Below are 20,597 nucleotides of genomic sequence, written 5' to 3'. Positions count from 1 at the left end.
TACTCTCAGGCTAATGATTCAGCTCTACGCTTAATTGATGCCTTTCTCACCAGAGCGCACACTCTACTCAACGTTAAGCAAATCAAAATGATTAGCTGAATCAGGAGGTTAATAATGTTATCTGGGCAAACACCCACCCGGCAATGGAACACGCGACGCAGCGAAAAAGCGCGTCGTCTGGCCTCCGTACCGGTGCAGGGCAAGGTACTGCCAACCGGCGATCTCGTCGCCATGCTGGAAAAACTGATCGCGCCAGGCGACAAGGTCGTGCTGGAAGGTAACAACCAGAAGCAGGCCGATTTCCTTTCCCGCTCGCTGGCCGAAGTGAACCCGCAGATCGTCCACGACCTGCATATGATCATGCCGAGCGTTGGCCGTAGCGAACATTTGGATATCTTTGAGAAAGGCATCGCCCGCAAGCTGGATTTCTCCTTCTCCGGGACGCAGAGCCTGCGCATCTCCCAACTGCTGGAGGATGGTCAGCTCGAAATCGGCGCGATTCACACCTACATCGAACTCTACTCCCGTCTCTACGTCGACCTGTCGCCCAACGTGGCGCTGATTGCTGGCTTTAAAGCTGACCGCAAAGGCAACCTCTATACCGGGGCGAGCACCGAAGATACCCCGGCGCTGGTGGAAGCCGCCGCGTTCCATGACGGCATCGTCATCGCGCAGGTGAACGAGCTGGTGGATGACGAGTGTGACCTGCCGCGCGTGGACATTCCGGGTTCGTGGATTGACTTTGTGGTGGTGGCCGATAAGCCGTTCTTTATCGAACCGCTGTTTACCCGCGACCCGCGCCTGATTAAACAGGAACACATCCTGATGGCGATGATGGCCATCAAGGGTATTTATGCGGAACACCAGGTGCAGTCCCTGAACCACGGGATCGGCTTTAACACTGCGGCGATTGAGCTGCTGCTGCCTACCTACGGTGAACAGCTCGGCCTTAAAGGCAAAATCTGTAAACACTGGACGCTGAACCCGCATCCGACGCTGATCCCGGCTATTGAAAGCGGCTGGGTCGAGAGCGTGCACTGCTTCGGCGGCGAGCTGGGGATGGAAGAGTACATCCGCGCGCGTCCGGACGTCTTCTTTACCGGTGCCGACGGCTCCATGCGCTCCAACCGCGCGTTCTGCCAGCTGGCAGGTCAGTACGCGGTGGATATGTTCATCGGCTCTACGCTGCAGGTGGACGGCTACGCCAACTCCTCAACCGTGACCCGTGGTCGTCTGTCCGGCTTCGGCGGTGCGCCAAACATGGGTCACGACCCGCACGGTCGTCGCCACGCCACGCCAGCCTGGCTGAACATGATCACCGAACCTGACCCAATGCAGCGCGGCAAAAAACTCGTCGTGCAGATGGTGGAAACCTTCCAGGCGGGCGTGAAGCCGACCTTCGTGGAAAAACTCGATGCCGTTGACGTGGCGAAAGCCTCCGGTATGCCGCTGGCGCCGGTGATGATCTACGGCGATGACGTCACCCACGTGCTGACGGAAGAGGGGATTGCCTACCTCTATCGGGCGAAAGATCTGGAAGAGCGTCGCGCCATGGTCGCCGCCGTCGCGGGGATCACCGACATCGGTCTGGGCGTGGATGCCAAACGCGTGGCGGAACTGCGTCAGAGCGGCAAGGTGCTCTATCCGGAAGATATGGGGATTCGCCGCACTGATGCCACCCGCTCTCTGCTGGCGGCAGGCAGCGTGTCTGATCTCGTGGAATGGTCCGGCGGTCTCTATAACCCACCTGCGAAATTCCGGAGCTGGTAATGAAACTTCTCCCCCAGATTCAGGTTGAAGGCGGTGCCGAATGGCTGGCGCGAACCGCCACGCAGTGTCTGATTGACGAAGCACGTTTAAGCCCGAAACCCGGTCTGGTGGACAGTCGGGGGAACGGCGCGCACCACGATTTATCCCTTGCGCTGATGGAGTGCTCCGCGCACAGCCTGACCTCCACGTTTCAGGCACTGGCGCTGCAAAGCTGGCAGCGCCCGGCAGATATCGCACTTCGGCAAACCGTCGGGCGACTCGGTCGCGAAGGCGAGCAGCAGATGATGGCCGCAACCGGTGGCGTAAACACCCATCGCGGCGCGATTTGGGCGCTGGGGCTGCTGGTCAGCGCGGTGGCGATGCTCGGCGGTGATGCCAGGGCGCAAGACGTCGCCCGCACCGCCGCACAGCTGGCGAGACTGCCGGACGACGCGGCGCCGAAGGTGTTCAGTAAAGGCCTGCGCGCCACGCACCGTTACCGCGTGCCGGGCGCGCGTGAAGAGGCGCAGCAGGCGTTCCCGCACGTTATGCAGCGCGCGCTGCCGCAGCTTCGTCTGAGCCGCCTCAACGGCAGCAGCGAAACGCACGCCAGGCTCGACGCGCTGATGGCCATCATGACCTCACTCACCGACACCTGCGTGCTGTCACGTGCCGGAATGGAAGGGCTTGATGCTATGCAGGACGGCGCCCGTGCGGTGCTGAATGCCGGCGGCAGCGCAACGCCTGCGGGCCAGCAGGCGCTGGCGAGGTTAGACCGTCAGATGCTGGCGCTCAACGCCTCACCGGGCGGCGCTGCCGACCTGCTTGCCGCCACGCTGTTTCTCGACCGCATCGAAACGCCAAATTCAAAGCATTAAGAGGATGTTATGGAAAAAATCACATTGACCGTGCCAGCCAGCCGCACGTTAAGCGGCAGGGCGCTGGCAGGGGTAGTCGGTTCCGGGGATATGGAGGTGCTCTTCACCGCCGAACCGGGCCAGACGTTAACCATTGATATCACCACCTCCGTGGACAACAGCCGGGGGCGCTGGGAGGCGCTGTTCAACCGTCTGCAAACCGTCAGCAGCCTGCCCGCAGGGAAGCTGACCATCCACGACTTCGGCGCGACGCCGGGCGTGGCGCGCATTCGCATCGAACAGGTTTTTGAGGGGGTGAGCCATGCGTGATGACAGCAGCTTTATCGAACTGAAAGCGCGCCAGCGCGCGCAGGCCCTGCTCGATGAGGGCAGCTACCGCGAACTGCTGGATCCGTTTGAAGGCATTATCTCTCCGTGGCTGGGACCACAGGGCATTGTGCCGCAGGCGGACGACGGCATGGTGGTAGCGAAGGGCACCATCAACGGCAAGCCTGCCGTCGTCGTGGCGATTGAAGGCGCGTTCCAGGGCGGCAGCATGGGCGAAGTGTCCGGCGCCAAAATGGCGGCGGCGCTGGAGCTGGCGGCGGAGGATAACCGCAACGGCATTCCGACTCAGGCGGTACTGTGCCTCGAAACCGGCGGCGTGCGTCTGCAGGAGGCGAACCTCGGCCTGGCGGCGATTGCCGATATTCACGCGGCGATTGTGGACCTGCGTCGCTACACGCCGGTTATTGGCATTGTGGCCGGAACCGTGGGCTGCTTCGGTGGGATGTCCATCGCGGCGGCGCTCTGCAGCTACCTGATCGTGACCCGCGAAGCGCGTCTTGGCCTCAACGGCCCGCAGGTTATCGAACAGGAGGCGGGCATTGAGGAGTACGACTCCCGCGATCGTCCGTTTATCTGGAGCATGACCGGCGGTGAAGTGCGCTATCAAAGCGGGCTGGTGGATGCGCTCGTCGGCGACGGTATCAACGCGGTGAAACAGGCGATGAACGACGCGATTGCTAAAGGCGTTCCCGCGAAACATCGCACCGATAACTACGACGATTACCTGAACCGTCTGACGAATTTCGACACCCGCAAACAGGCTGATGCCGAACAGATTAACGCGCTTTTTGCCCGGGAGGTGAAATGATGAGTAACGCAATAAGCCGTGGCGAACGCTGGCTGGACATCCTCGCCCCGAACGCCAAACGTATCGAGGGGCTATGCCCGTCCGTCCAGGCGGCAGACGGCGAGCTGAACGGCGAGGCGGTGCGCTTTGTTGCCGTGGTGCCGGATGCCAACAACCACTTCCCGCGTGCGGCGAAAGGGGAAGTGGGGCTGCTGGAAGGCTGGACCCTGGCGAAAGTGGTCAGTGAAACCGTCGCGGCGGATGCTGACAAACCCGTGAAGCGCCCGATTGTGGCGGTGATCGACGTCCCAAGCCAGGCCTATGGCCGACGCGAAGAGGCGTTTGGGATTCATCAGGCGCTGGCCGGTGCGGCAGCAGCCTATGCGAATGCCCGCCTGGCCGGTCACCCGGTGATTGGGCTTATCGTCGGCAAGGCGATGTCCGGCGCGTTCCTGGCGCACGGCTACCAGGCTAACCGTCTGATCGCCTTTAACGACAAAGGCGTGCTGATCCACGCGATGGGCAAAGAGTCTGCGGCGCGCATCACGCTGCGTACCGTCGAGGCGCTGGAAAAACTGGCGGCGACCATTCCGCCAATGGCCTACGACATCAGCAACTACGCCACGCTGGGGCTGCTCTCTAACCTGCTGGATATCAGCAACCCGGATGCCCCCTCCGATAACGATCTGACGCTGGTGAAATCCACCCTGCAACAGGCCATCAGTGACGCTCGTCAGGACACCACGTTGAAAAACCGTCTGGGTGCTGACAATCGCCGCAGCTCGGCGCTCGTACGCGAACGTATGCGAGCCAGCTGGTAAGTAAAAAGAGACCTGCCAGATGCATCAACCCGTGGGCGCGTGACAGCGCCCACGCGGGAACCTGCATCCTGAAAATAATAATCATCGCGCCAGTGCTAAAACTTTTTTACTACAGGTGATTTATGACTTACGTAATTGTTCATGCTCTTGCACCGATTTTCGTCATCATGCTGCTGGGATTCTGGGCCGGCAAGGCAAAGATGGTCGATAACAAAAATGTTTCCCTGCTTAATATCTTCGTAATGGATTTTGCACTCCCTGCCGCGCTGTTCAGCGCTACCGTGCAAACCCCGTGGACCGGCATCGTTGCCCAGTCGCCGCTGATCCTGGTGCTGACGCTGGCGATGTGGATCACCTATGCGGTCATCTATTTCCTCGCCACCGGCGTCTTTAAGAAATCGCCACAGGATGCGGCCGTGCTGACGCTCACCGTCGCGCTGCCCAACTATGCAGCGCTGGGTCTGCCGATTCTGGGCAGCGTGCTGGGCGAAGGTTCCTCTACGTCGCTCTCCGTCGCGGTCTCCATCGCCTGCGGTTCGGTGCTGATGACCCCGTTCTGCCTGCTCATTCTGGAGCGTGAAAAAGCGCGCGCTGAAGGCAATAGCTCCGGCTCAACGCTCTCGATGCTGCCGGTGCTGATGTGGCGTTCCATTAAAAAACCGATCGTGATGGGCCCGCTGCTGGGCGTGATTTTGTCCGCCATCGGCATCAAAATGCCGGAGCTGGTGCTGGCGGCGATCAAACCGCTGGGGCTGTCCGCGACCGCTGCAGCGCTGTTCCTGACCGGGGTGATCCTCTCTGCCCGTAAGCTGCAGATTAATACCATGGTCATCACCTCCACGATCGCCAAGCTGCTGATTCAGCCAGCCATTGCCTGGGGTATCGTCTTGATCTTTGGTCTGCACGGCTCCGTGGCGATCACCGCTATCCTGATGATTGCGCTGTCTGCGGGCTTCTTCGGCGTCGTGTTCGGTAACCGCTTTGGCGTGCAGTCGCCGGATGCAGAAGCCGTGCTGCTGTTAAGCTCCGTCCTGTGTATCCTGTCGCTGCCGCTGTTTATCTCGCTAACTTCAGGAATGTAACCATGACCATCCCATTACGCCCGCACGACCTTATCTGGCTTACTTCCCGCGATGCGCTGGAAGGCATCACTGAATCCTGGGTGGAGGCCGCCTGGCATACCGGCCTGCCGGTGGTGGTGCGGCGTGATGTTGACAGTGAAGGCCGGATCCCCGTTGGCGTGCGCGGTTTACGTCGCGACCAGCGGGCGGCCGGATGGGTGAAGCCCGAAAACGTGCGGCGTGTGGTATCACCGGAAGACCTGTGCGCAACCGCCGATCTGCTGCGCTCGCCGTTTGTCACCCAGCCACCCGTTCAGGTGGCGCTTCAGCTTTCTCAGCAGGCGTGGTCGTGGACGTGGGGCATTACCGGCAGCACCGGCTACGCGCTGGCGACCGGTATTCCGGTTATTCATGCCGAAAGCGATCTCGATCTGCTAATCCGCGTGCCGCAGCCAATTTCCCCCGATGCTTTTACCGCATGGCAGTCGCAGCTGAGCCGCGCATTGTGCCGGGTGGATACGCAGGTCGATACGCCCGAGGGCGGTTTCGCGCTGGCGGAGTGGTTGCGCGACGGCAAAACGCTGCTGAAAACCCGCCGAGGACCGCGCCTGGTAGCGGATCCGTGGCGCAGGGAGGAGTGATGAAAATAGTGTTTACCTTTCCGGGGCAGGGCACGCAGCACGAAGGCATGCTGCAAAACCTGCCGGGAACGGAACTGGCTCAGGCGCGTGAGGTGCTTGGCACCGAAGTGGATACGCTGGATAGCGCAGACGCGTTAAGCCATACCCGCGCGGTTCAGCTTTGCCTGCTAATTGCAGGCGTGGCCTGGGCGCGCGAGCTGGAACGGCGCGGCGTGGCGCCGGATATCGTCAGCGGGCTGTCCATCGGCGCTTATCCGGCGGCGGTCATTGCAGGCGCGCTGGACTTCACGGATGCGCTGAAGCTGGTGGCGCTGCGTGGCGATCTGATGGAGCAGGCGTATCCGCACGGCTACGGCCTGACGGCAATTATGGGGCTCACTCTGCCGCAGGTGGAAGACCTTATCCAGGGCACCGGGACCTACATTGCCAACCTGAATGCCGAAACGCAGATCGTGATTGCCGGAACCGATGAAGGGATGGCGGAGGCGGCGTCGCGCGCGCTGGCGAAAGGGGCGAGCAAGGCCAAACGGCTGGCGGTCAGCGTGCCGTCGCACTGCGAACTGCTGACAGCACCCGCGCAAAAGCTGGCAACGGCGTTTGAATCGGTCACGCTTTCACGCCCACGCTGCGCCTACCTGAGCGGCAGCACCGGGCGCGTGTTGTGGCAGCCGGAAAAGATCGCCGACGATCTGGCGATGAACATGGCGCGTACGGTGCGCTGGCAGGAGGCGATGATTTCAGCGAATGAACGCGAAGCCCGGCTGGCGATCGAGATGCCCCCCGGCGGCGTACTGACCTGCCTGACGCGTCAGGCGCCGTGGGAAGGAGAGACGATTTCACTGGAGCGCAGCGGGGTGGACGTGGCGGTACATCTGGCGAAGCGACTCCGTGCGTGATGGTTTAGCACGGTGGCGGCTGCGCCTTACCGGGCCTACTACGGACTGTAGGCCCGGTAAGCGTAGCGCCACCGGGCAATAACATCAGGCACTATCCTGCAAACTGCGGGCATACATCCGCCCTTCGGCGGCCAGCGCCCGCAGGCTTGGATCCTGCTCGCGGTTGCGGGCAAAGACGATGGCGATCAGCTGTTGCATCTGGTACGGCTCGGCAAGCTTCAGGAGCTGCACGGAATTCTCATAGACCTTTTTCATCCTGCCCGGCATCAGCGTAAAGCCCACTCCCGCCTGCACCAGACTGAGCATGGAGAAAATGTCATTCACCCGGGTAACAATCTCCGGCTCGAACCCGGCGATATGAAACGCCTCCTGGAAGCCTGCATAGGTGGCGAACCCTTCCGCAAGAGAGACAAATTTCCGATCTTTATAGTCGCGCAGATCGGCCGGGCCGCGGGTATTGAGCGTCGCGGAGGCCGGTGCGGCAAGGAAGATGTCGTCATGGAACAGCGGGAGCACTTCCAGGCTGTTACGGTCGATATCGCTCTCGGAAATGGAGATAAGAATGGCGTCCAAAGAGCCTTCATCCAGCATGTGCAGCAGGGTTTCGTTGGAGCCCATCGTCAGATCCATTTCCAGATCCGGACGACGTAGCTTCATGCCCATGATCAGACGCGGCACGGTTTCCAGGGTGAGCGAGTAGAGCGTTCCGACTCGCAGCCGCCCCTGGCCGATCCCGGCAATTTTGCGCGACGCTTCCAGCCCGCGCTCCATCACCTGCATCACTTCCTGACAATATTCCAGTAAGGTCCAGGCGGAAGGGAGAGCAATCAGGTTGCGCCCCTTATGGGTAAAGAGCGGACAGCGCACGTTCTCTTCCAGCGTGTGCAGCGCACGGTGAACGCTGACGCCGCTCAGGCCCAGAGTTTCGGCGGTACGCGCGATATTCCCCTTCTCCATAAACGTCATGAAGATGCTGAGCTTGCGGAATGTAATCTCGCTCGTGTTATCGAAACTCATAGCCCTCCCGGTATCAGTCAGCCTGCAGCATCGCTTCCAGCTGTTCCTGCGCGTCCAGCCACGCCATCTCACACTCTTCAAGGCTGGATTTGGTCTTCGCCTGGGTTTGCAGGCAGTCCGTCAGTTCGGCTTTACGGCTCTGGTCATACAGACCGCTGTCGCCGAGCTTCTCTTCAACGGTAGCAAGCGTGGCGTTGAGCTTTTCCATCTCTTTTTCGAGACGGGCAATCTCTTTACGCAGCGGCTGAGTCTGGGTGCGCAGCTCCGCTTCACGGCGCTTCTGGTCTTTACGTGCCTGCGCGCTGTTGGCGTTGTCTTTCGCCGACTCCTCCGGCTGGTTTTCCTGCTTCTGCACGTCCGTCAGCCACTGCTGGTAGTCTTCCAGATCGCCGTCGAACGGTTCGACTTTGCCGTCGTGCACTAAGTAGAGATCGTCCGTGGTGGAGCGGATCAGGTGACGATCGTGCGAAACGACAACCAGCGCCCCTTCGAATTCAATCAGCGCTTCGGTCAGCGCCTGACGCATGTCGAGATCCAGGTGGTTGGTCGGTTCATCGAGCAGCAGCAGGTTCGGGCGCTGCCAGACGATCAGCGCCAGCACCAGACGGGCCTTTTCGCCGCCGGAGAAGCGCTCGGTGTTTTCGGTGACCTTATCGCCCTGGAAGCCGAAGCCGCCGAGATAGTCGCGCAGCTTCTGCTCCATCTCCTGCGGCGCCAGACGCGCGAGGTGCTGAATCGGGGATTCATCCGCGCGTAAAAATTCCAGCTGATGCTGGGCGAAGTAACCCAGCTTGATGCCCTTCGCCAGGACGATTTCACCGTTGACCGGATTAAGCTCGCCCGCCAGCAGTTTGATCAGCGTGGATTTACCGGCACCGTTGCGCCCGAGCAGACCAATACGTGAACCCGGCACCAGGTTGAGCTTGATGGAGTCGAGAATAATGCGGTCGGCATAACCCGCGCTGACCTTTTCCATTTTCAGCAGGGGATTTGGCAGGCTTTCCGGGACCCGGAAGCTGAAGTGGAACGGGTTGTCGACGTGCGCCGGGGCGATCATCTCCATGCGCTCCAGCATCTTGATGCGACTCTGGGCCTGCTTCGCCTTTGACGCCTTGGCCTTGAAGCGATCCACAAAGCTTTGCAGGTGCGCCACGCGCTGCTGCTGGCTTTCGTACATGGACTGCTGCTGGGCAAGACGCGTCGCGCGCTGGCGCTCGAAGGAGCTGTAGTTGCCGGTGTACTCGAACATCGTTTGCTGTTCGATATGAATGATTTTATCCACCACCGGGTCAAGGAAGTCGCGGTCATGGGAGATCAGAATCAGAGTGCCCTGATAGCTCTTGAGCCACTTCTCCAGCCAAATAACCGCATCGAGATCGAGGTGGTTAGTCGGTTCATCGAGCAGCAGCAGGTCAGAGCGGCAGATGAGCGCCTGCGCCAGGTTGAGGCGCATGCGCCAGCCACCGGAGAAGTCGCTGACCGGGCGTTCCAGCTGTTCGTTGCTGAAGCCCAGGCCATGCAGCAGGCTGGAGGCGCGGGAGCGAATGGTCCACGCGTCAATGGCGTCCAGCTTGCCGTGAACGGTGGCGATGGCGTGGCCGTCGTTGCGCTCGTTAGCGGCGTTAAGTTCCGCCTCGAGCTTGCGGTATTCCCGGTCGCCATCAATAACATAGTCGAGTGCCGGTTCGCTCAGGGCGGGCGTCTCCTGGTTCACCCAGGCGAGCTGCCAGTTCCCCGGGAAGGTGAAGTTACCGCCATCCGCGCTAATCTCGTTTTTCAGCAACGCCAGCAGCGTGGATTTACCACAGCCGTTTTTGCCGACCAGACCCACTTTTTGGCCTGGGTTGATGGTAGCAGTGGCGTTATCCAGCAGGACGCGCACGCCGCGACGAATTTGTAACGAGGAGAAAACAATCATAGAAGCGCCGTATGTTCCGACTATGTTAATTTGTCATTATGATAATGTAAGGTGTGGGCCATTTTCCGCACCGGGCCGCCATGGTAGCCCAAAACAGCGACGATACACAAAAACAGAAACAAGACCGGGAGGGGAATGATGTCTCAGACAGCAAAAGTGCTGCTGCTGTATGCCCATCCGGAATCTCAGGACTCGGTGGCAAACCGGGTGCTGCTTAAGCCGGCTACTCAGCTCAGCAACGTGACGGTGCACGATCTCTACGCGCACTATCCTGATTTCTTTATTGATATTCCTTACGAGCAGGAACTGCTGCGTCAGCATGACGTGATTGTGTTCCAGCATCCGCTTTATACCTACAGCTGTCCGGCGCTGCTCAAAGAGTGGCTGGACCGCGTGCTTAGCCGGGGCTTCTCCAGCGGGGTGGGGGGCAACCAGCTGGCGGGAAAGTACTGGCGTAGTGTGATTACGACCGGTGAACCCGAAAGCGCCTACCGCCACGACGGGCTGAACGGCTATCCGATGAGCGACATTCTGCGGCCTTTTGAGCTGACGGCGGCCATGTGCCGTATGCACTGGATGAGCCCGATTATTGTCTACTGGGCCCGTCGTCAGGATCCGAAAGAGCTGGCCAGCCACGCCAGAGCCTACGGTGAATGGCTGGCGTCACCGATTCCGGCAGGAGGGCGTTAATGGAAGGATCGAATTTGCTCCTCGCCGGGGTGCTGTTTTTATTTGCGGCCGTCGTCGCGGTGCCGCTTGCCGCCCGTATCGGCATCGGGGCGGTGCTGGGGTATCTGCTGGCGGGGATCGCCATTGGCCCCTGGGGACTGGGATTCATCAGCGATGTGGATGAAATACTCCACTTCTCCGAGCTGGGCGTGGTGTTCCTGATGTTCATCATTGGCCTTGAGCTGAACCCTTCAAAATTGTGGCAGCTCCGACGCTCCATCTTTGGCGTAGGTGCCGCGCAGGTGTTGCTCAGCGCCGCGATTCTGGGTGGCCTGTTAATGCTGACGAATTTCTCCTGGCAGGCGGCGGTGATCGGCGGAATAGGCCTTGCGATGTCGTCGACGGCGATGGCCCTGCAGCTGATGCGCGACAAGGGGATGAACCGTAACGAAGCCGGTCAGCTGGGTTTTTCGGTGCTGCTGTTCCAGGATTTGGCGGTCATCCCGGCGCTGGCGCTGGTGCCGCTGCTGGCGGGCTCCGGCGACGACCACTTCGACTGGGCGAAAATCGCCATGAAGGTGCTGGCCTTCGCGGGGATGCTGATTGGCGGACGTTTCCTGTTACGTCCGGTGTTCCGCTTTATTGCCGCGTCCGGCGTGCGCGAGGTGTTTACCGCCGCGACGCTGCTGCTGGTGCTGGGGTCGGCATTGTTTATGGACGCGCTGGGGCTGTCGATGGCGCTCGGGACCTTTATCGCCGGGGTGCTGCTGGCGGAAAGTGAATACCGCCACGAGCTGGAAATTGCCATCGATCCCTTCAAAGGGTTGCTGTTGGGGTTGTTCTTTATTTCGGTGGGGATGGCGCTCAATCTTGGCGTGCTCTATACCCATCTCCTGTGGGTTGTGGTGAGCGTCGCTATCCTGGTGGCGGTGAAAACGCTGGTGCTGTACGTTATGGCGCGCATATACGGCCTGCGCAGTTCGGAGCGCATGCAGTTTGCGAGCGTGTTGAGCCAGGGAGGCGAGTTCGCGTTTGTGTTGTTTTCTACCGCCTCCTCCCAGAAGCTGTTTAAAGACGATCAGATGGCGCTTTTGCTGGTAACGGTCACGCTGTCCATGATGACCACGCCGCTGCTGATGAAGCTGGTGGATAAACTGCTGTCGCGCCGCCTGAACCCGACAGACGATGAAGACGAAGCGCCGTGGGTGGAAGACGATAAGCCCCAGGTGATCGTGGTGGGCTTTGGCCGTTTTGGACAGGTAATCGGCCGTTTGCTGATGGCGAACAAAATGCGCATTACGGTGCTGGAGCGGGATATCAGCGCGGTCAACCTGATGCGCAAATATGGCTATAAGGTTTATTACGGCGACGCGACCCAGCTCGAGCTACTGCGCTCGGCGGGGGCAGAGGCGGCAGAGTCCATCGTCATTACCTGTAACGACCCGGAAGACACGATGAAGCTGGTGGATCTCTGCCAGCAGCATTTCCCGCATCTGCATATTCTGGCGCGTGCGCGGGGACGTGTTGAAGCTCACGAATTATTGCAGGCGGGTGTGAAACACTTCTCCCGTGAGACGTTCTCCAGTGCGCTGGAGCTGGGGCGCAAGGCGCTGATCTCGCTTGGCATGCATCCGCATCAGGCGCAGCGCGCCCAGATGCACTTCCGCCGGCTGGATATGCGGATGCTGCGCGAGCTGATGCCGGTACATACCGATACGGCGCAGATCTCCCGCGTGCGGGAAGCCCGTCGCGAGCTGGAGGAGATCTTCCAGCGCGAGATGCAGCAGGAACGACGCCAGCTCGATGGCTGGGATGAATTTGAATAAAGGGTAACGAAAGATGGCTGTACGTAAACGCTTTATCGCGGGTGCAAAATGCCCGACCTGCCAGGCGCAAGATACCCTGGCGATGTGGCGGGAAAATAATATTGATGTTGTTGAGTGTGTTAAGTGCGGTCACCAGATGCGTGAGGCCGACAAAGAGGCGCGCGAGCACGTTCGCAAAGAAGAGCAAGTTATCGGGATTTTTCATCCGGACTAGCGATATGCCCTGAGTTTTTTTAAGCTAAAGGGTACACAGGTGCAGATTTCCGCTACAATCTGCGCCAGCAATTTTCCCACGCTCAGGAGATATCATGAAAGTAGCAAAAGACCTGGTGGTCAGCCTGGCCTATCAGGTACGTACAGAAGACGGTGTGTTGGTTGATGAGTCTCCGGTGAGTGCGCCGCTTGACTACCTGCATGGTCACGGTTCCCTGATTTCCGGCCTGGAAAACGCGCTGGAAGGTCATGAAGTTGGCGACAAATTTGACGTTGCTGTAGGCGCGAACGACGCTTACGGTCAGTATGACGACAACCTGGTTCAGCGCGTTCCTAAAGACGTGTTCATGGGCGTTGACGAACTGCAGGTTGGCATGCGCTTCCTGGCGGAAACCGACCAGGGCCCGGTTCCAGTTGAAATCACCGAAGTGGAAGATGACCACGTCGTGGTTGACGGCAACCACATGCTGGCTGGCCAGAACCTGAAGTTCAACGTAGAAGTTGTTGCGATCCGCGAGGCGACCGAAGAAGAGCTGGCTCATGGCCACGTTCACGGTGCGCACGGTCACGACCATGACCACGATCACGGCCACGACGGCTGCTGCGGTGGTCACGGCCACGACCATGGTCATGACCACGGCCACGGTAAAGGTGGTTGCGGTAACGGCGGCTGCGGCTGCCACTAATTCCGTCATGCGGAAAATAAAAAAGCGGGATTATCCCGCTTTTTTTACGCCTCAATAATGAGGCGGTGGCGTCTCTTCTGACTGAGAGGCGATGTTCGACGGCTGCGTAGCCTTCAGCTTTTCCGTCAGCAGGCGCATATGATCCCGCAGTTTCGCCATTTCGAGCTCATGTGCGGTCACGGTCTGGTTTAGCTCTTCGATGGTGATGTCCTGAAAAGCCAGGCGGCTTTCCAGCTCAGCCATTCTCGCTTCTATCGTTGTATCCTTCATCATTCACCTCGTTTATTTCAGATTCGCCATAATGGCCCAGCGGCGGCGCAGTTTAACTGAGTTTATCCTTAAGTACAGTTCGCATCCCTCTGGCAAGAAACTTATTTAAACAAAAATAGTCTGAAAAGTGGCGAGAATTGGACGTGTCTGTCTGTAGATTTCTTCTGCAACGTTTTATAGTACGTCACTCATTTACGTTTAACGCTGGGGTGAGAGTCCCCAGGCCCTGGAGATATGGATGAAATCACTGTTTAAAGTAACGCTGCTGGCGACGACGATGGCTGTTGCGCTGAACGCGCCGCTGTCATTCGCTGCTGATACTGCTGCGAAGCCTGCTGCCACTGCAGACAGCAAAGCAGCGTTCAAAAATGACGACCAGAAATCCGCCTACGCACTGGGCGCATCTCTGGGTCGTTACATGGAAAACTCTCTGAAAGAACAAGAGAAACTGGGCATCAAACTGGATAAAGCTCAGCTGATCGCAGGCGTTCAGGACGCATTTGCCGATAAGAGCAAGCTGTCTGACCAGGAAATTGAACAGACTCTGCAGGCGTTCGAAGCGCGTGTGAAGGGCGCCGCGCAGACTAAGATGGACGCGGACGCTAAAGACAACGAAGCGAAAGGCAAAGCCTACCGCGATGCCTTCGCTAAAGAGAAGGGTGTGAAAACCTCTTCGACTGGCCTGGTATACAAAGTTGAGAAAGAAGGCACCGGCGATGCGCCTAAAGACAGCGACACGATTGTCGTGAACTACAAAGGTACGCTGATCGACGGTAAAGAGTTCGATAACTCTTACACCCGTGGTGAGCCGCTCTCCTTCCGTCTGGATGGTGTGATCCCTGGCTGGACTGAAGGCCTGAAAAACATCAAGAAAGGCGGCAAGATCAAGATGGTCATCCCACCGGATCTGGCCTATGGCAAAACCGGCGTTCCGGGGATCCCTGCCAACTCTACGCTGGTCTTTGACGTAGAGCTGCTGGACATCAAACCGGCACCGAAAGCGGATGCCAAGGCAGACGCACCGGCTGACGATAAAGCCGCTGCTGCTAAGAAGTAATGCTGAAAAAAAACCGCCGCCTTTAAGGCGGCGGTTTTTTATTGTGGGGCAGATATAATTAACACTGGAAAGCGTTAGGCACGCTGTATTAATTTAGTTGTCCGTGTAGATAATGAGCCTGCCCTGAAAACCTAACGACAGGCTCCTGAAAAGGAGTGTTTTTTTCATGTCCAGGTCGCTTTTAACCAACGAAACCAGTGAACTTGATTTGCTGGATCAACGTCCTTTTGACCAGACCGACTTCGATATTCTGAAATCCTATGAAGCGGTAGTGGACGGGTTAGCGATGCTCATTGGCTCCCACTGCGAAATCGTATTGCACTCCCTGCAAGATCTGAAGTGTTCCGCCATCCGCATTGCGAATGGTGAGCATACTGGCCGTAAAATTGGCTCGCCAATTACCGACCTTGCATTGCGTATGTTGCATGACATGACCGGCGCGGACAGCAGCGTCTCCAAATGCTATTTCACCCGCGCCAAAAGCGGCGTGCTGATGAAATCAGAAACCATCGCGATTCGAAACCGCGAGCATCGTGTAATTGGGCTGCTGTGCATCAACATGAACCTTGATGTGCCTTTCTCGCAGATCATGAGCACCTTTATTCCACCAGAAACGCCGGATGTTGGCTCTTCTGTTAACTTTGCCTCTTCCGTCGAAGATCTCGTCACGCAGACGCTTGAGTTCACCATTGAAGAGGTGAATGCCGACCGCAACGTCTCTAACAACGCCAAGAATCGCCAGATCGTGCTCAATCTCTATGAAAAAGGGATTTTTGATATTAAAGACGCCATCAACCAGGTGGCCGATCGTCTCAACATCTCCAAGCACACGGTCTACCTCTATATTCGCCAGTTCAAAAGCGGTGATTTCCTGGGACAAGACAAGTAATGCGTTATGCGTTAATGGTGACAGGCCCGGCGTACGGGACTCAGCAGGCAAGCAGCGCGCTGCAGTTTGCGCAGGCGCTGCTGGCAGCCGGACATGAGCTGGCGAGCGTCTTCTTCTATCGGGAAGGGGTGTATAACGCGAACCAGTTTACGTCGCCGGCGAGCGATGAGTTTGATGTGGTGCGCGGCTGGCAGGCATTAAACGAAAAGCAGGGCGTAGAACTGCACATCTGCGTGGCGGCGGCACTGCGCCGCGGCGTGACCGATGCAACCGAAGCCGCCCGTCTTGGTTTGTCGGGTTCTAACCTGCAGCCCGGTTTTTCGTTAAGCGGTTTGGGCGCGCTGGCACAGGCGGCGCTCACCTGCGACAGAGTGGTGCAATTCTGATGAAGCGCGTGGCATTTGTTTTTGCGTCTGCGCCGCACGGGAGCGCTTCTGGCCGCGAAGGGCTGGATGCGTTACTTGCGACGTCCGCGCTGACCGAAGATATCGGCGTCTTCTTTTTAGGGGACGGTGTGTTTCAGCTTCTGGCGGGTCAGCAGCCACAGGCCATTCTGGCGCGGGATTACATCGCTACGTTTAAAGTGCTGCCGCTGTATGACATTGAAACCCTTTATGTCTGCGCCGACTCGCTGGCCGCTCGCGGTTTGGATGAGAAGACGCCTTTCGTGCTGGATGTGACCGTCGTGTCTTCTGCGGCATTGCGCGAACACCTTTCCCACTACGACACCGTTCTGACTTTCTGAGGCTGCCATGCTCCATACTCTGAGCCATTCACCATGGCAATGTGATATCGACGCGTTACTGAGTATGCTGCGCGACGGTGATGACCTGCTTCTGATTCAGGACGGCGTGCTTGCCGCACTTGAAGGCAGCCGCTTCGTTGAAATGCTCACGAATGCCCCCATAACAGTTTCTGCGCTGAAAGACGATCTGGATGCGCGGGGTCTTTCTGGTCAAATTTCAGCCAAAATTGACGTGGTTGGCTATACTGATTTCGTCAATCTTACTGTGACGCACGCCAGTCAAATGAACTGGTGATTTGAGATCGCTGTATATTTCTTGACACCTTTTCGACGTAGCCCTAAAATTTCGCGTCCTCATATTGTATGAGGTCGTTTTATTACGTGTTTACGAAGCAAAAGCTAAAACCAGGAGCTATTTAATGGCAACAGTTAACCAGCTGGTACGCAAACCACGTGCACGCAAAGTTGCGAAAAGCAACGTGCCTGCGCTGGAAGCCTGCCCGCAGAAACGTGGTGTATGTACTCGTGTATATACCACCACTCCTAAAAAACCAAACTCCGCACTGCGTAAAGTATGCCGTGTGCGTTTGACTAACGGTTTCGAAGTGACTTCCTACATCGGTGGTGAAGGTCACAACCTGCAGGAGCACTCCGTGATCCTGATCCGTGGCGGTCGTGTTAAAGACCTTCCGGGTGTTCGTTACCACACCGTTCGTGGTGCGCTGGACTGCTCAGGTGTTAAAGACCGTAAGCAGGCTCGCTCCAAGTACGGCGTGAAGCGTCCTAAGGCTTAATGGTTCTCCGTTAAGTAAGGCCAAACTGATTTATCTTAATGTCATACTAAACTCTTTGAGTTTTGGACAATCCTGAATTAACAACGGAGTATTCCCATGCCACGTCGTCGCGTCATTGGTCAGCGTAAAATTCTTCCAGATCCGAAATTCGGATCAGAACTGCTGGCAAAATTTGTAAATATCCTGATGGTAGATGGTAAAAAATCTACTGCAGAAGCAATCGTATACAGCGCGCTGGAGACCCTGGCTCAGCGTTCTGGTAAAAATGAACTGGAAGCTTTCGAAGTCGCTCTCGACAACGTTCGCCCAACTGTAGAAGTTAAGTCCCGCCGCGTTGGTGGTTCTACTTATCAGGTTCCAGTTGAAGTTCGTCCGGTTCGTCGTAATGCCCTGGCAATGCGTTGGATCGTTGAAGCTGCTCGTAAACGCGGTGATAAATCCATGGCTCTGCGTCTGGCGAACGAACTTTCTGATGCTGCAGACAACAAAGGTACTGCAGTTAAGAAACGTGAAGACGTTCACCGTATGGCAGAAGCCAACAAGGCGTTCGCACACTACCGTTGGTAATCCCTTCGGAGTCTTAGTCACCAGGCGGGCGCTTCAGAGAAGCCGCCCGCTCTGGGTAACTTAACTGAACGCCTAAAGATATAAACGAGGAATCAAATGGCTCGTACAACACCCATCGCACGCTACCGTAACATCGGTATCAGTGCGCACATCGACGCCGGTAAAACCACTACTACCGAACGTATTCTGTTCTACACCGGTGTAAACCACAAAATCGGTGAAGTTCATGACGGCGCAGCCACCATGGACTGGATGGAACAGGAGCAGGAGCGTGGTATCACTATCACCTCCGCAGCGACTACTGCATTCTGGTCAGGTATGGCTAAGCAGTACGAACCGCATCGCGTAAACATCATCGACACCCCAGGGCACGTTGACTTCACCATCGAAGTAGAACGTTCCATGCGTGTTCTTGACGGCGCGGTAATGGTTTATTGCGCAGTTGGTGGTGTTCAGCCACAGTCTGAAACCGTATGGCGTCAGGCGAACAAATATAAAGTTCCACGCATCGCGTTCGTTAACAAAATGGACCGTATGGGTGCTAACTTCCTGAAAGTTGTTGGCCAGATCAAAACCCGTCTGGGCGCGAACCCTGTTCCGCTGCAGCTGGCAATTGGTGCTGAAGAAGGCTTCACCGGCGTTATCGACCTGGTGAAAATGAAAGCCATCAACTGGAACGATGCAGACCAGGGCGTTACCTTCGAATACGAAGATATCCCAGCTGCAATGCAGGACCTGGCTGACGAATGGCACCAGAACCTGATCGAATCCGCTGCTGAAGCTTCTGAAGAGCTGATGGAGAAATACCTGGGTGGTGAAGAACTGACTGAAGAAGAGATCAAAAAAGCTCTGCGTCAGCGCGTTCTGAACAACGAAATCATCCTGGTAACCTGTGGTTCTGCGTTCAAGAACAAAGGTGTTCAGGCGATGCTGGATGCGGTAGTTGACTACCTGCCATCCCCAGTTGACGTTCCTGCGATCAACGGCATCCTGGACGACGGTAAAGATACCCCGGCTGAGCGTCACGCAAGCGACGAAGAGCCATTCTCTGCACTGGCGTTCAAAATTGCTACCGACCCATTCGTGGGTAACCTGACCTTCTTCCGCGTTTACTCTGGTGTGGTTAACTCCGGTGACACCATCCTGAACTCCGTGAAAGCGGCGCGTGAGCGTTTTGGCCGTATCGTACAGATGCACGCTAACAAACGTGAAGAAATCAAAGAAGTTCGTGCGGGCGACATCGCTGCAGCTATCGGTCTGAAAGACGTGACCACTGGTGACACCCTGTGTGACCCGGATCACCCGATCATTCTGGAGCGTATGGAATTCCCAGAGCCGGTAATCTCCATCGCAGTTGAACCAAAAACCAAAGCTGACCAGGAAAAAATGGGTCTGGCTCTGGGCCGTCTGGCGAAAGAAGACCCATCATTCCGCGTATGGACTGATGAAGAATCTAACCAGACCATCATCGCTGGTATGGGTGAACTGCACCTGGACATCATCGTTGACCGTATGAAGCGTGAATTCAACGTTGAAGCGAACGTGGGTAAACCTCAGGTTGCTTACCGCGAAGCGATTCGCGCGAAAGTTACCGATATTGAAGGTAAACACGCTAAGCAGTCTGGTGGTCGCGGTCAGTACGGTCACGTTGTGATCGACATGTACCCACTGGAGCCGGGCTCTAACCCGAAAGGTTACGAGTTCATCAACGACATCAAAGGTGGTGTAATTCCTGGCGAATACATCCCAGCCGTTGATAAAGGCATCCAGGAACAGCTGAAAGCGGGCCCTCTGGCTGGCTATCCGGTTGTTGACATGGGTATCCGTCTGCACTTCGGTTCTTACCACGACGTTGACTCCTCTGAACTGGCGTTTAAACTGGCTGCGTCTATTGCCTTTAAAGAAGGCTTTAAGAAAGCAAAACCAGTTCTGCTTGAGCCAATCATGAAGGTTGAAGTAGAAACTCCTGAAGAGAACACCGGTGACGTTATCGGTGACTTGAGCCGTCGTCGCGGTATGCTGCGTGGTCAGGAATCCGAAGTGACTGGCGTTAAGATCCACGCTGAAGTTCCGCTGTCTGAAATGTTCGGATATGCAACTCAGCTGCGTTCTCTGACCAAAGGTCGTGCATCATACACCATGGAATTCCTGAAGTATGATGATGCGCCTAACAACGTTGCTCAGGCCGTTATTGAAGCCCGTGGTAAGTAATCCACAGGATTAAAACCTAAGTCCCGTGCTCTCTCCAAAGGGGAGAGCACTATAGTAAGGAATATAGCCGTGTCTAAAGAAAAATTTGAACGTACAAAACCGCACGTCAACGTTGGTACTATCGGCCACGTTGACCATGGTAAAACTACCCTGACTGCTGCAATCACTACCGTTCTGGCTAAAACCTACGGTGGTTCTGCTCGTGCATTCGACCAGATCGATAACGCACCAGAAGAAAAAGCTCGTGGTATCACCATCAACACTTCCCACGTTGAATACGACACCCCGACTCGCCACTACGCACACGTAGACTGCCCAGGCCACGCCGACTATGTTAAAAACATGATCACCGGTGCTGCGCAGATGGACGGCGCGATCCTGGTTGTTGCTGCGACTGACGGCCCAATGCCTCAGACTCGTGAGCACATCCTGCTGGGTCGTCAGGTAGGCGTTCCTTACATCATCGTGTTCCTGAACAAATGCGACATGGTTGATGACGAAGAGCTGCTGGAACTGGTAGAGATGGAAGTTCGTGAACTGCTGTCTCAGTACGATTTCCCAGGCGACGATACCCC

Annotated in this window: 24 protein-coding genes; 21 read left to right on the top strand and 3 right to left on the bottom strand. The window is 57.2% G+C overall.

Translation table 11 applies throughout. The annotated features are described in order from the left end of the window. Window positions 1-114 precede the first annotated feature (114 nt). The 8 genes from mdcA (at window position 115) to mdcH (ending at window position 7,160) form a co-directional block, all read left to right on the top strand. The gene (mdcA, locus tag ACOTXT_RS04640) at window positions 115-1,770 is read left to right on the top strand and encodes a malonate decarboxylase subunit alpha (RefSeq protein ID WP_021242210.1); all 1,656 of its coding nucleotides are present in this window, start codon (window positions 115-117) and stop codon (window positions 1,768-1,770) included. After that, complete coding sequence (locus tag ACOTXT_RS04635) at window positions 1,770-2,627, top strand: triphosphoribosyl-dephospho-CoA synthase (protein ID WP_021242211.1); 858 nt, start codon at window positions 1,770-1,772, stop codon at window positions 2,625-2,627. The genes mdcA and ACOTXT_RS04635 overlap by 1 nt, the downstream gene beginning before the upstream one ends. Before the next feature lie 9 nt (window positions 2,628-2,636). Then, window positions 2,637-2,936: a malonate decarboxylase acyl carrier protein gene (gene mdcC, locus ACOTXT_RS04630; RefSeq protein ID WP_023294711.1), complete on the top strand. Its 300-nt coding sequence runs from the start codon at window positions 2,637-2,639 to the stop codon at window positions 2,934-2,936. Continuing rightward, on the top strand, window positions 2,929-3,762 hold the full coding sequence (locus tag ACOTXT_RS04625) for a biotin-independent malonate decarboxylase subunit beta (RefSeq protein ID WP_021242213.1): 834 nt from the start codon (window positions 2,929-2,931) through the stop codon (window positions 3,760-3,762). The genes mdcC and ACOTXT_RS04625 overlap by 8 nt, the downstream gene beginning before the upstream one ends. Next, window positions 3,762-4,562, top strand: a complete 801-nt coding sequence (mdcE, locus tag ACOTXT_RS04620) for a biotin-independent malonate decarboxylase subunit gamma (RefSeq protein ID WP_025910348.1) — start codon at window positions 3,762-3,764, stop codon at window positions 4,560-4,562. Before ACOTXT_RS04625 ends, mdcE begins: the two co-directional genes overlap by 1 nt. 122 nt (window positions 4,563-4,684) lie before the next feature. Then, window positions 4,685-5,644, top strand: coding sequence for an AEC family transporter (locus ACOTXT_RS04615; RefSeq protein WP_021242215.1), 960 nt, complete (start codon window positions 4,685-4,687; stop codon window positions 5,642-5,644). 2 nt (window positions 5,645-5,646) lie between these two features. Further along, window positions 5,647-6,264, top strand: a complete 618-nt coding sequence (locus ACOTXT_RS04610) for a malonate decarboxylase holo-ACP synthase (RefSeq protein ID WP_055321990.1) — start codon at window positions 5,647-5,649, stop codon at window positions 6,262-6,264. After that, complete coding sequence (mdcH, locus tag ACOTXT_RS04605) at window positions 6,264-7,160, top strand: malonate decarboxylase subunit epsilon (protein ID WP_023294708.1); 897 nt, start codon at window positions 6,264-6,266, stop codon at window positions 7,158-7,160. The genes ACOTXT_RS04610 and mdcH overlap by 1 nt, the downstream gene beginning before the upstream one ends. Window positions 7,161-7,244: 84 nt before the next feature. Here the strand turns inward: mdcH and ACOTXT_RS04600 are convergent, their stop codons facing one another. Both ACOTXT_RS04600 and ACOTXT_RS04595 read right to left on the bottom strand, forming a co-directional pair. After that, window positions 7,245-8,177, bottom strand: coding sequence for a LysR family transcriptional regulator (locus ACOTXT_RS04600; protein WP_021242218.1), 933 nt, complete (start codon window positions 8,175-8,177; stop codon window positions 7,245-7,247). A gap of 13 nt (window positions 8,178-8,190) precedes the next feature. After that, window positions 8,191-10,095, bottom strand: a complete 1,905-nt coding sequence (locus tag ACOTXT_RS04595; RefSeq protein WP_421625286.1) for an ABC transporter ATP-binding protein — start codon at window positions 10,093-10,095, stop codon at window positions 8,191-8,193. Between the two features lie 135 nt (window positions 10,096-10,230). Here ACOTXT_RS04595 and kefG point away from each other — a divergent pair, with 135 nt between their 5' ends. From kefG to slyD, 4 genes are all read left to right on the top strand, one after another. Then, window positions 10,231-10,785, top strand: a complete 555-nt coding sequence (kefG, locus tag ACOTXT_RS04590; RefSeq protein ID WP_055322449.1) for a glutathione-regulated potassium-efflux system ancillary protein KefG — start codon at window positions 10,231-10,233, stop codon at window positions 10,783-10,785. Continuing rightward, window positions 10,785-12,590: a glutathione-regulated potassium-efflux system protein KefB gene (gene kefB, locus ACOTXT_RS04585; RefSeq protein ID WP_044597551.1), complete on the top strand. Its 1,806-nt coding sequence runs from the start codon at window positions 10,785-10,787 to the stop codon at window positions 12,588-12,590. Before kefG ends, kefB begins: the two co-directional genes overlap by 1 nt. Before the next feature lie 13 nt (window positions 12,591-12,603). Beyond that, window positions 12,604-12,804 carry a YheV family putative zinc ribbon protein gene (locus ACOTXT_RS04580; RefSeq protein WP_008503011.1) on the top strand — a complete coding sequence of 67 codons (201 nt, stop codon included), beginning with the start codon at window positions 12,604-12,606 and terminating at the stop codon, window positions 12,802-12,804. A gap of 94 nt (window positions 12,805-12,898) precedes the next feature. Next, entirely contained in the window at window positions 12,899-13,489 is a 591-nt protein-coding gene (slyD, locus tag ACOTXT_RS04575) for a peptidylprolyl isomerase (protein WP_008503010.1), read from the top strand. A gap of 51 nt (window positions 13,490-13,540) precedes the next feature. Here the strand turns inward: slyD and ACOTXT_RS04570 are convergent, their stop codons facing one another. After that, window positions 13,541-13,759, bottom strand: a complete 219-nt coding sequence (locus ACOTXT_RS04570) for a protein SlyX (protein ID WP_008503009.1) — start codon at window positions 13,757-13,759, stop codon at window positions 13,541-13,543. Between the two features lie 238 nt (window positions 13,760-13,997). On the opposite strand from ACOTXT_RS04570, the gene fkpA reads away from it, so the two are divergent. The 9 genes from fkpA to ACOTXT_RS04525 form a co-directional block, all read left to right on the top strand. Next, complete coding sequence (fkpA, locus tag ACOTXT_RS04565; protein ID WP_421625285.1) at window positions 13,998-14,816, top strand: FKBP-type peptidyl-prolyl cis-trans isomerase; 819 nt, start codon at window positions 13,998-14,000, stop codon at window positions 14,814-14,816. Between the two features lie 166 nt (window positions 14,817-14,982). Further along, window positions 14,983-15,705 carry a helix-turn-helix transcriptional regulator gene (locus ACOTXT_RS04560; RefSeq protein ID WP_003861697.1) on the top strand — a complete coding sequence of 241 codons (723 nt, stop codon included), beginning with the start codon at window positions 14,983-14,985 and terminating at the stop codon, window positions 15,703-15,705. Next, on the top strand, window positions 15,705-16,091 hold the full coding sequence (gene tusD / locus ACOTXT_RS04555; protein ID WP_021242223.1) for a sulfurtransferase complex subunit TusD: 387 nt from the start codon (window positions 15,705-15,707) through the stop codon (window positions 16,089-16,091). Before ACOTXT_RS04560 ends, tusD begins: the two co-directional genes overlap by 1 nt. Then, entirely contained in the window at window positions 16,091-16,450 is a 360-nt protein-coding gene (tusC, locus tag ACOTXT_RS04550) for a sulfurtransferase complex subunit TusC (RefSeq protein ID WP_008503006.1), read from the top strand. Before tusD ends, tusC begins: the two co-directional genes overlap by 1 nt. A gap of 7 nt (window positions 16,451-16,457) precedes the next feature. Then, window positions 16,458-16,745 (top strand): sulfurtransferase complex subunit TusB, encoded by a 288-nt coding sequence (gene tusB, locus ACOTXT_RS04545; RefSeq protein WP_008503005.1) that lies wholly within the window; start codon window positions 16,458-16,460, stop codon window positions 16,743-16,745. Between the two features lie 124 nt (window positions 16,746-16,869). Beyond that, the gene (gene rpsL / locus ACOTXT_RS04540) at window positions 16,870-17,244 is read left to right on the top strand and encodes a 30S ribosomal protein S12 (protein ID WP_000246815.1); all 375 of its coding nucleotides are present in this window, start codon (window positions 16,870-16,872) and stop codon (window positions 17,242-17,244) included. A gap of 96 nt (window positions 17,245-17,340) precedes the next feature. Continuing rightward, window positions 17,341-17,811, top strand: coding sequence for a 30S ribosomal protein S7 (gene rpsG, locus ACOTXT_RS04535; protein WP_004106370.1), 471 nt, complete (start codon window positions 17,341-17,343; stop codon window positions 17,809-17,811). Between the two features lie 96 nt (window positions 17,812-17,907). After that, window positions 17,908-20,022 carry an elongation factor G gene (gene fusA / locus ACOTXT_RS04530; RefSeq protein WP_021242224.1) on the top strand — a complete coding sequence of 705 codons (2,115 nt, stop codon included), beginning with the start codon at window positions 17,908-17,910 and terminating at the stop codon, window positions 20,020-20,022. A gap of 69 nt (window positions 20,023-20,091) precedes the next feature. Further along, window positions 20,092-20,597 (top strand): GTP-binding protein (locus ACOTXT_RS04525; protein WP_004152698.1); only part of this gene is annotated, 506 nt, incomplete at its 3' end.

The sequence above is a fragment of the Enterobacter cloacae complex sp. IR5422 genome, from assembly GCF_049238165.1.
In the GTDB taxonomy this organism is placed as follows: Bacteria; Pseudomonadota; Gammaproteobacteria; order Enterobacterales; family Enterobacteriaceae; genus Enterobacter; species Enterobacter roggenkampii.
This window is presented reverse-complemented; position numbering and strand designations above follow the sequence as displayed.

Excerpts from the sequence above, each read along its gene's own strand:
- mdcC (WP_023294711.1), top strand. The coding sequence starts at position 2,637 with ATGGAAAAAATCACATTGACCGTGCCAGCCAGCCGCACGTTAAGCGGC.
- tusC (WP_008503006.1), top strand. The coding sequence starts at position 16,091 with ATGAAGCGCGTGGCATTTGTTTTTGCGTCTGCGCCGCACGGGAGCGCT.
- rpsL (WP_000246815.1), top strand. The coding sequence starts at position 16,870 with ATGGCAACAGTTAACCAGCTGGTACGCAAACCACGTGCACGCAAAGTT.
- ACOTXT_RS04615 (WP_021242215.1), top strand. The coding sequence starts at position 4,685 with ATGACTTACGTAATTGTTCATGCTCTTGCACCGATTTTCGTCATCATG.
- mdcH (WP_023294708.1), top strand. The coding sequence starts at position 6,264 with ATGAAAATAGTGTTTACCTTTCCGGGGCAGGGCACGCAGCACGAAGGC.
- tusB (WP_008503005.1), top strand. The coding sequence starts at position 16,458 with ATGCTCCATACTCTGAGCCATTCACCATGGCAATGTGATATCGACGCG.
- slyD (WP_008503010.1), top strand. The coding sequence starts at position 12,899 with ATGAAAGTAGCAAAAGACCTGGTGGTCAGCCTGGCCTATCAGGTACGT.
- ACOTXT_RS04625 (WP_021242213.1), top strand. The coding sequence starts at position 2,929 with ATGCGTGATGACAGCAGCTTTATCGAACTGAAAGCGCGCCAGCGCGCG.
- ACOTXT_RS04560 (WP_003861697.1), top strand. The coding sequence starts at position 14,983 with ATGTCCAGGTCGCTTTTAACCAACGAAACCAGTGAACTTGATTTGCTG.
- ACOTXT_RS04580 (WP_008503011.1), top strand. The coding sequence starts at position 12,604 with ATGGCTGTACGTAAACGCTTTATCGCGGGTGCAAAATGCCCGACCTGC.
- ACOTXT_RS04610 (WP_055321990.1), top strand. The coding sequence starts at position 5,647 with ATGACCATCCCATTACGCCCGCACGACCTTATCTGGCTTACTTCCCGC.
- mdcA (WP_021242210.1), top strand. The coding sequence starts at position 115 with ATGTTATCTGGGCAAACACCCACCCGGCAATGGAACACGCGACGCAGC.
- kefG (WP_055322449.1), top strand. The coding sequence starts at position 10,231 with ATGATGTCTCAGACAGCAAAAGTGCTGCTGCTGTATGCCCATCCGGAA.
- mdcE (WP_025910348.1), top strand. The coding sequence starts at position 3,762 with ATGAGTAACGCAATAAGCCGTGGCGAACGCTGGCTGGACATCCTCGCC.
- kefB (WP_044597551.1), top strand. The coding sequence starts at position 10,785 with ATGGAAGGATCGAATTTGCTCCTCGCCGGGGTGCTGTTTTTATTTGCG.
- fusA (WP_021242224.1), top strand. The coding sequence starts at position 17,908 with ATGGCTCGTACAACACCCATCGCACGCTACCGTAACATCGGTATCAGT.
- ACOTXT_RS04595 (WP_421625286.1), bottom strand. The coding sequence starts at position 10,095 with ATGATTGTTTTCTCCTCGTTACAAATTCGTCGCGGCGTGCGCGTCCTG.
- ACOTXT_RS04635 (WP_021242211.1), top strand. The coding sequence starts at position 1,770 with ATGAAACTTCTCCCCCAGATTCAGGTTGAAGGCGGTGCCGAATGGCTG.
- ACOTXT_RS04570 (WP_008503009.1), bottom strand. The coding sequence starts at position 13,759 with ATGAAGGATACAACGATAGAAGCGAGAATGGCTGAGCTGGAAAGCCGC.
- rpsG (WP_004106370.1), top strand. The coding sequence starts at position 17,341 with ATGCCACGTCGTCGCGTCATTGGTCAGCGTAAAATTCTTCCAGATCCG.
- fkpA (WP_421625285.1), top strand. The coding sequence starts at position 13,998 with ATGAAATCACTGTTTAAAGTAACGCTGCTGGCGACGACGATGGCTGTT.
- ACOTXT_RS04600 (WP_021242218.1), bottom strand. The coding sequence starts at position 8,177 with ATGAGTTTCGATAACACGAGCGAGATTACATTCCGCAAGCTCAGCATC.
- tusD (WP_021242223.1), top strand. The coding sequence starts at position 15,705 with ATGCGTTATGCGTTAATGGTGACAGGCCCGGCGTACGGGACTCAGCAG.